Source organism: Dyella sp., assembly GCF_036384435.1.
In the GTDB taxonomy this organism is placed as follows: Bacteria; Pseudomonadota; Gammaproteobacteria; order Xanthomonadales; family Rhodanobacteraceae; genus GSA-30.
In genome coordinates this window covers 1-6122 of the sequence record NZ_DASVMI010000139.1, presented here as the reverse complement: position 1 = coordinate 6122, position 6122 = coordinate 1, and the positions used below count along the sequence as shown (strand labels likewise).

Here is a 6122-nt window from a genome sequence, read left to right as displayed (position 1 = left end):
AAGCGAACTTACTATCTTTCCCGCATCGCTTCGCCCATCCCTTGCCGCAATGGATCGAGGATGTAATCGATCGTTCGGCGCTTGCCAGTCTTGATTTCCGCGGTCAGCGCCATGCCCGAGGTTAGGCGGACAACCGCTCCGTCTACCCTCAGTGTCGCTTGTCCCATCTTCACCCTGGCGCGGTACACCAGCCCGAGCTTCTCGTCCTGTATGGCGTCATGCGAAACGCTTTCCACTACTCCTTCGATGTAGCCGTAACGCGTGTAGGGGAAGCTCTCGACCTTGATCGTGGTGCGCTGCCCCGGGTGCACGAAGCCGATGTCCTGGTTGAGTACCGTGGCCTCTACTTCAAGCGGCTCGTTCTCGGGTACTACGGCAAGCAGCGGCTGCGCGGGCGTCACCACACCGCCGACGGTATGCACGGCCAACTGCTGCACCGTGCCGGCTACCGGAGCTCGCAACTGCATCAGCGTGTCGCGCCGTGTGGTGCGTGCCACTTCGGGTTCGTATTGACGGATCTGTTCGCGTGCCTGGCGCTGTCCGTCCAGCCACTGGCGACGAGCTTCGGTAACGGTGGCCTCCAATTCCTCGCGCGCGCTGGATATGGCCGAGCGCAACTCCTCCCGACGGTTGCGCTGATCGGAAAGGTCCCGCTCGGCATTCAAACGCTCCTGCTTCCGCTGCATGTAGTCCTGTTTGGACACGTAGCCCTTGTCGATGAGCTTTCCATAGTCGGCCTCACGGCTACGCGAAATGGCGAGGAATTGCTCCAGGGGGCTGACCGCCGATTCCACCGTGTGCAGTTCGGCCTGCTTCTGCACCACCAGGGCTTCCAGCCCCTGCTTCTTGTCGAGATAGGCCGCGTATTCGCTTTGTGCCAAGCGCTGGGCAGCGTCGAAACGTTCTGCCGGCAGATCATCGGCGCTCGCCAACTTTGGAAGCGTGCCTGCATCCAGGGCGTCGACCAGAGCTGCTGTGCGCATGGCAGCCAGGCGGGCATCGAACAGCGCCTCCTGTGCTTTACGTTTGTCGGCCGCGGTGGCGGTGGCATCCAGTTCGATGAGCAGGTCGCCCTGATCCACATGCTGGCCATCACGCACCAGGATGCGGTGCACTACGGCCGTCTCGGCGGGCTGGACCACCTTGGTGCGACTACCGGTAACGGTCTGGCCGGGGGCCACGGCGACCATGTCCAACTTGCCCAGGCACGCCCACAGCAATGCAACGCAGAACAGGCCCATGACGATCCATGCGCTGACACGCGGCGCCGGCGACAACGGGGTTTCGGTCAGCTCAAGATGCGCCGGAAGAAAGGCCAATTCGTCGCCTGTGCGTGGCATGGGCGCCAAGGCATGGCGCTCGCCCCATGCCGCGCGCCATACCTGCATATAGCGCCGACCGATAGCCATGAGTGCCGTCAACCTGTGCATCATGGGTCAGCCCTGCTGCAACCGGGAAAGACGAGCGAAGTGCCCGTCAGGATGTTTCAACAGTTCGTCCGGGGCACCGGTCTCCACGATATGCCCCTTGTCGAGCACCACGATGCGATCGGCATGCCGCACCGTGGAAAGACGATGCGCAATGATGAGCACCGTGCGGCCGCGGCAGATGGCGCGCATGTTCGCCATGACGGCCCGCTCGGATTCGTAATCGAGCGCGCTGGTCGCCTCGTCGAGGATGAGGATGCGGGGATCGGTCACCAGCGCACGGGCAATGGCCATGCGCTGGCGCTGCCCGCCGGAAAGGTTGGCGCCATGCTCGCCCACCAGCGTGTCATAACCTTCCGGCAGCTCGACAATGAACTCGTGGGCGCCGGCCAGCTTGGCCGCTTCGATCACCTGCTCCAACGGCATGCCGGGATCGCTTAACGCGATGTTTTCGCGCACGCTGCGGTTGAACAGGAAGTTCTCCTGCAGCACCACGCCGAGCTGGCGGCGCAGCCACGCCGGATCGGCCAGTGCGAGGTCCGTACCGTCGACCAGGATGCGACCATGCTCGGGTACGTACAGGCGCTGCACCAGCTTGGTCAGCGTGCTCTTGCCCGAGCCAGAGCGCCCGACGATACCCACCACTTCGCCCGGCTGGATATCGAGATGGATGCTGGCCAGCACTTCGGCAGTGTCAGGGCGGTAACGGAAGCCCACATTCTCGAACGTGACGCGCCCTTCGATGGGCGGCAACGTCATGCGGCTGCCGCCCACCTCCGTGCGGGTGTTCAGCACGTCGCCCATGCGCTCCATCGAGATGCCGACCTGCTGAAAGTCCTGCCACAACTGGGCCAAACGGACGATCGGCGTGGAGACCTGGCCGGAGAGCATCGTGAAGGCAATCAACTGGCCCACTGACAGCGAGCCATCGATCACCAGCTTCGCCCCCCAGTAAATAACCGCCACGCTGACCAGTTTCTGCATCAGCTGGATGCCCTGCTGGCCGATATTGGCCAGTTGCGTGACGCGGAACCCTGCACTGACATAGCCAGCCAACTGGTTGTCCCACGTGCGCACCATGCGCGGATCGACGGCCATCGCCTTGATGGTGCCGATGCCGGAGATCGCCTCGACCAGAAAGGACTGATTGTCAGCGCTGCGCACGAACTTCTCGTTGAGCCGCTTGCGTAGCACTGGCGTGATCGCCGCCGACCAGATGGCGTACAACGGCAGCGATATCACTACGATCAGGGTCAGCCAGCCGCTGTAGAGGAACATCACCGCCAGGAACACGAAGGTGAACAGCAGATCCAGCACCGAAGTCAGCGTCTGCCCGGTCAGGAAGTTGCGGATGTTCTCCAGCTCGCGCACGCGCGCGATGGTGTCGCCGACACGACGCACCTCGAAGTACGCCAAAGGCAACGCGAGGATATGCCGAAACAATCGCGCGCCCAGTTCCACATCGATGCGGCTGGTGGTGTGCGCAAAGAGGAAGGTGCGCAGGCCCGCCAGCACCACGTTGAAGAGGGTGATGGCCACCAAGCCGACGGTGATGACCGTGAGTGTGGTCATGGCGTGGTGCACCAGCACCTTGTCCATCACCACCTGGAAGAAAAGCGGTGTGACCAGCGCGAACAACTGCAGGAAGAACGACACCGCCAGTACTTCGAGCAGCAGCTTGCGGTACTTCACTACCGCCGGGATGAACCAGCTGAAGTCGAACTTGGCCAGTTCGGCCACCATCGAGGCACGCGAGGCAACGACCAGCAGACGGCCGTCGTAGCGGGTCGTGAAGTCGTCCCACGACAAAATACGGGCACACTGCAGCCCCAGGTCGTGGATCAGGGCCTTGCCATCACCGATCTTGGCCACGACGAAGGCGCGACCATCGCGCTGTAACGCCAGCGCAGGTAGCGCAACGCGATCAAGTCGCTCGGCAGGATGGTTGATGACTTTGGCTTTGAGGCCCAGCTTCTTCGCTGCCAGCAGCAACGCCGGTTCATCAAACGGCTCGGCAGCACTGCGTCCAGCTTCATGGCGCAGTTGATCGGCATCGGCCGCGATGCCATGGAACTGCGCTAGCAGCACCAGCCCCTGAAGCGACTGATCGGCATGCTTGCCGAGGCGCTCTCCGTGGCCAAGCGGTATCGACTCGGCCTGCTCGTTCTCAACGACGGCAACCATGCGAAACGACGATCCTTCGTTCCCTTGCCTCTGGAACGCCATGCGTCGTCACGCCTCCACGTGACACGACTCACGGCACCCCAATCCTCCGATGAAGACCAACAGCGCCCACCGGCCCGAAGCTGAGGTCTCACGGTATACCACGTTTCGCATGTAATTGCGTGACGGACGTCAATATTTTGCGAGCAGCACGATGGAGTTAAGGACGTAGTGCCATGCATTGCCCAGTAAGTTTAGTAAGTTAGGCGTGACCGCCCTTTCTGACGCTGATCCGAGCGTGAAATCACAGAACGATGCGTAGGGAATTTCGAATTCGCACACTGTATGTTGAGCCAGCGAAGCCAGCTCATACGTTCCAAAATCAGCTGGCTTGTCGCACAAGAAGATCGCCCCTCCCGACAAATCACCTCCTCTGTCACCACGCGTTGAGTGGCGTGGTGGGCGGTGCTGCCGCAGAGTGCAAGCGGTTTCAGCAGCGGTCGTTGAGCGTCCGCCTGGGCTGGTCGGGGCGTTTAGGACACCTCGCCCTCACCCTCGCCTTTTGAACACGGGATTCACTCCAGCGCTTCCCTCTTGGGTGAGTTGCGCATCAGCTGTGCGATCCGGCCTCAGGCTGCCAACCACAGGGGTTGAGGACGCTACCGGAAAACCCCCAGCTGTTCTGCAAGAATGGCTCCACACTCTTACTCTCCCCAATCCGCGCCGCGCGACTTGCTATCTCGTGGAGGAGCGCCCTCCCCTGGTTGTATCGGCTCATGAGATCGCGGTCACCACAAGGTGGATCCGAGGCCACATCAACTCCCAGCTTTCGGTAGTCGTCGATGAGCGACTGAATGACGGCGAGCTCTTGGGCGTGACTGGCCTTGGCGGACAAACTGGCCGATTCCAATGCGAGGGCGCGTTCGCGCGCGTCGACCGCAGCGTCTCTGGCGTTCACTGCCGCTTGCCGTGCAGCCAACTCCTTGCGCTGTTTGGTCAGCGCCTCCTGTTGCACTTCAAGCCTGGCACTTGTCTTCGCATTGGCGACCATCTGGCGATTGGCCGCATCCAGCTGTCCAAGCAAGTATTTCCAACAGAAGCCTAAGCCGATGGCGAGAAGGGCGCCGGCAAAGATGAAACTTGCAAGGTTCTCTCGAAGCGTTTTCAGTCCAATCATGCCTGAACCAAACAAAGGAGTTACACGGGATATCGGCATGCACTGGCATAACTGAAAGACGCTGCGAACGCTCCATGCAGGTGCCCCGCACGAATCGCGGTAGCGCGCAGGCGTCTTTCGAACGGCGGCTGGAAGTGCGCAGCGAGGCACTGGAGTGTTGAGCCGGCAACGCGGACAACATGTCTGTTACGTCGATGGCGGCCAAGGTCGGCTCCAATCGCACTTGCCGGCATACCAAGGGACACCTGCCCCACCCTTGATAACGCGCCCTAATCGCCAGCTCCCAATCAGGCAATTGGATCGCGTACTCAGCCGTCCACGCCGCAGCGGCTCCTGAACAGGCGTCTGCGAAACCCTGGCTGTCCCAATCGCCTCAATCGTCCTCGGCGGTTTTCCCATCCGCGACCGGCTCGGCATTCGGCACCACCGTGATGGTGATCTTGGACGGATGCTGGCTGTCGTGATGGACCGCGTTGCGGGCGACGACGCCCTTGTCCTCGTCGTAGTTGTTGCCGCCCGTGTTGAGGTTGCGGTCGAAGCGCGGGAAGTTGCTGCTGGAAACGTCCACGCGCAGCTTGTGTCCCGGCTTGAAGTAGTAGCTGGTGTCGATCGGCTGGAAGGTGACCTTGTACGTCTGGCCGGGCGACATCCACGCCAGCGGCTTGTCGTAGCCGTCGCGGTAGCGCATGCGCTGGATGTTCTCGGTGATGTTGAACGCGCGGCCATCGGGGTACACGTCATCCACCTTGAAGGTGAAGTCGGTGTCCTTCGCGCTGGAGGAAACGTACAGCGTCACCGTGATCGGCCCGCTGACCTCGGTGCCGTGCTCGAACGGCTTCGAATCGTAGACCAGGATGTCGTTGCGGGTTTCCTGCGGGCGCTGGTCGTAGGAGCCGAATTTCACCGCCGAGCCCTGGCAGCAACCGCCGCCGCCGAAGGTCGGCACGGGGTTTTCCGGGTCGTAGACAAACTTGTCGGGATGGTCCGCGGCGGGCGGCGCGTCGACGAGCCTGCCGTCGCCGTAGAGCGTGTTGGCCTGGCCCTCGCTGGCGAAGTAGAGATCCTGCGTCTTCGCTCCGGCCGGCGGCCAGGTGTCGGCCTTCTCCCAGCGATTCGCGCCCATCACGTAGTACATCACCTTGGGCTGCTTATCCAGGATGGGACTGTCTTCGCCCTTGAGGTAATGGTCGAACCAGCCGTAGACGAGGTCGTTGTAGTCGAAGCGCGCGTCGCCCACGTCAAGGTCGCCGATCATGGTGTGCTCGCTGGCGCGCGTGTACGCGCAATGCAGCACCGGCGCGATGATCGCGTACTGCTGGTCGGCGACGGCCTTCGGCGCGGTGCGGCGCACCTCG

At 62.2% G+C, this 6122-nt stretch carries 4 protein-coding genes; all 4 read right to left on the bottom strand.

Annotated elements, in window-relative coordinates; translation table 11 throughout:
• Positions 1 to 11 precede the first annotated feature (11 nt).
• Complete coding sequence (locus tag VF436_RS13595; protein ID WP_330904566.1) at positions 12 to 1433, bottom strand: HlyD family type I secretion periplasmic adaptor subunit; 1422 nt, start codon at positions 1431 to 1433, stop codon at positions 12 to 14.
• 3 nt (positions 1434 to 1436) lie between these two features.
• The gene (locus VF436_RS13590; RefSeq protein WP_330904565.1) at positions 1437 to 3611 is read right to left on the bottom strand and encodes a type I secretion system permease/ATPase; all 2175 of its coding nucleotides are present in this window, start codon (positions 3609 to 3611) and stop codon (positions 1437 to 1439) included.
• 589 nt (positions 3612 to 4200) lie between these two features.
• Positions 4201 to 4767, bottom strand: a complete 567-nt coding sequence (locus VF436_RS13585) for a hypothetical protein (protein WP_330904564.1) — start codon at positions 4765 to 4767, stop codon at positions 4201 to 4203.
• Between the two features lie 373 nt (positions 4768 to 5140).
• Positions 5141 to 6122, bottom strand: a 982-nt coding sequence (locus VF436_RS13580) for a CocE/NonD family hydrolase (RefSeq protein ID WP_330904563.1), incomplete at its 5' end; no start/stop codon positions are given.